The organism is Mesorhizobium sp. M7A.F.Ca.CA.004.06.1.1 (assembly GCF_003999135.1).
Taxonomy (GTDB): domain Bacteria; phylum Pseudomonadota; class Alphaproteobacteria; order Rhizobiales; family Rhizobiaceae; genus Mesorhizobium.
The window spans coordinates 1-2,356 of the sequence record NZ_RZPQ01000855.1; the positions used below are offsets into that span (position 1 = coordinate 1).

General features: G+C 61.8%; 3 protein-coding genes and 1 pseudogene. 2 read left to right on the top strand and 2 right to left on the bottom strand.

Translation table 11 applies throughout. The features are described from left to right. A partial coding sequence (locus EN906_RS31210; protein ID WP_164777502.1) for an FAD-dependent oxidoreductase occupies window positions 1-487 on the bottom strand: 487 nt, incomplete at its 3' end. Window positions 488-650: 163 nt separating this feature from the next. On the opposite strand from EN906_RS31210, the gene EN906_RS31215 reads away from it, so the two are divergent. Next, a complete protein-coding gene (locus EN906_RS31215) occupies window positions 651-1,304 on the top strand; it encodes a 5-formyltetrahydrofolate cyclo-ligase (protein WP_127269075.1) in 654 nt (217 codons plus the stop codon). A 145-nt stretch (window positions 1,305-1,449) separates the two neighbouring features. Here the strand turns inward: EN906_RS31215 and EN906_RS31220 are convergent, their stop codons facing one another. Beyond that, window positions 1,450-1,923 (bottom strand): Lrp/AsnC family transcriptional regulator, encoded by a 474-nt coding sequence (locus EN906_RS31220; RefSeq protein ID WP_127269076.1) that lies wholly within the window; start codon window positions 1,921-1,923, stop codon window positions 1,450-1,452. Window positions 1,924-2,078: 155 nt separating this feature from the next. Here EN906_RS31220 and EN906_RS31225 point away from each other — a divergent pair. Continuing rightward, window positions 2,079-2,356 (top strand): annotated as a pseudogene (locus EN906_RS31225) (alanine dehydrogenase); the annotation flags it as partial.

Sequence of the window (2,356 nt, forward strand, 5' to 3'; positions counted from 1 at the left end):
TCGCAATGGTCAGCAACGCCCGGCGTTTGGCGGGATCGGTCTCCCGCTCGGCCTGCTCGAAGGCCAGGAGAATTCGCCTCCGAATGCTGGTGGCGTCCTCCAGCGTCTTCAGGCCCGGGGCGAAAGGCTCCCATTCGTCGTGGCCGAAATAGGCGTGGCGGGCACCGGTGGCGAGCACCAGCGTGTCGTAGGCGACCGCGCTGCCGTCATCGAGCAGCACGCGCTTGCCGGCGCGGTCGACACCGGTGACATTGGCGAGCAGGGTCGTCACATCCTTGCGCTTGCGCAGGAGGTGGCGGATCGGCCAGGCAACCTCGGAGGTGGCCAGCGCCGTCGTCGCCACCTGATAGAGCAGCGGCTGGAAGAGGTGATGGTTGCGCTTGTCGATCATGGTGATACGCACCGGAGCGCCAGCAAGTGCACGGGTGAACTCGAGACCGCCGAAACCCGCGCCGACAACGACGACATGATGCCTGGCTTCATTCATTTCGTTCACCCCGATGGCAAGATTGGCTGTCCTGGATGTAGGTATTTTTGTGCAATGCAACAACAGATGGACGGTGCCCGAGACTCGTCGTTCCATGTCGTGAATGCACATGTTGTATCGTATCGCGAGGTATAGCGTCATCGAACACGCGATGAGGTGAGGCATGGCCAACGATCGTGACGACGATGCTCCGGCGCAGTATTCTTCGCCGCCCTGTTTCATGCACGAGCTCGATCCGGAATTCCGTGCGCCTTCGAGCGACTGGATCGATGTGAGACGCTGGCGCAAGGCCGAACGCGAACGGCTGATCGCTGCGCGTCTCGCCGTTTCGGCCGACGCGCGAGCGGTAATGTCGCAACGCATCGCCGATGGCCTCGACGCGATCATCGGCGAGATCGCCGGGCGCATGGTCAGTCTCTACTGGCCGTTTCGCGGCGAGCCGGATTTGCGGCCTTGGATGGCGTCCATAAACGAACGCGGCGGCCGCACCGCCCTGCCCATCGTCATCGACAAGGGGCACCCGCTGATCTTCCGCGCCTACAAAGCGGGCGACCGGCTGGAGAAAGGTGTCTGGAACATCCCGATCCCGGCCGAGGGCGATCCGGTGCTGCCGGACATCGTCATCTCGCCGATCGTCGGCATCGATCCCCAGAACTACCGCCTGGGTTATGGCGGCGGCTTCTTCGACCGCACGCTGGCAGCGATGCCGTTCAAGCCGCTGGTCATCGGCGTCGGCTACGAGCTGCAACGCATCGCGACCATCTACCCGCAGCCGCACGATATCCCGATGGATCGGGTGGTAACGGAGGCCAGCTAGTCCAGGCTGTGCTGAGATTCAGGTCAGGCCGAGTCGAAAATGGTCGCTTCCGAGAACGGGAGCGGAGCGTACTTTTCGTACGCGAGCACCGGAAGCGCAGGGAGCTACCATTTGCAGGCCGGCATCACCTGAATATCAACGCAGCCTAGGCCATTTCCGGCTTCATGCCCATGGCGGTCCTGTCGACGATTTCGCGTAGCGCAAAGGACGAATTGATTTTGGTCACATGCGGCATTGCCGACAGCCATTCCTTGTGGATGCGCTCATAGTCGACGAGATCCTTCGCCGCGATCCGCAGGATGTAGTCGTACTCGCCCGACATCAGGTGACAGGACAGCACGTTCGGGCAGCGTTTGATCGCCGCCTCGAAATCCGAAAGCGTCTTCTCGAACTGTCCCGACAGCGATATGTGCACGATCGCCGTCATCTGGTGGCCGAGTGCTGCATTGGAAAGCCGGGCATGATAGCCGCGGATGGTTCCGGATTTCTCCAGATTGTCGAGCCGGCGCGAACAGGCCGACTGCGACAGGCCGACCTTCTCGGCCAGTGCCGCATTGGGTATCCTGCCATCCTTCTGCAAAGCCTCGAGAATGGCGATATCAATCCTGTCGAGCCGCATTTTTCGTGAATCCTGCGAATATCCAGCTATTTCGCGCAACGATTATCGAAACCTGCCGGTTGGCGCAAGCGCATTCGCAAACACCTGCGCAACGATTCGTGGTTCACTCCATCCATACAGGGAACGAGCCCAAAGGGCCGGATCAGGAGAAGAAAATGCGCGTCGGCTGCCCCAAGGAAATCAAGAACCACGAATACCGCGTCGGCCTCACCCCCGGCTCGGTCCGCGAATATGTCGCCCATGGCCACGAAGTGCTGGTTGAGACCGGGGCCGGTGCCGGCATCGGCGCCGATGACAACGCCTATCGCGCCGCCGGCGCCACGATTGCCAAGACGGCCGCCGAGGTGTTCGCCAGGTCGGACATGATCGTCAAGGTCAAGGAGCCGCAGCCCAGCGAATGGGCGCAGCTTCGCGAAGGCCAGATCCTGTACAC

Excerpts from the sequence above, each read along its gene's own strand:
- EN906_RS31215 (WP_127269075.1), top strand. The coding sequence starts at position 651 with ATGGCCAACGATCGTGACGACGATGCTCCGGCGCAGTATTCTTCGCCG.
- EN906_RS31220 (WP_127269076.1), bottom strand. The coding sequence starts at position 1,923 with ATGCGGCTCGACAGGATTGATATCGCCATTCTCGAGGCTTTGCAGAAG.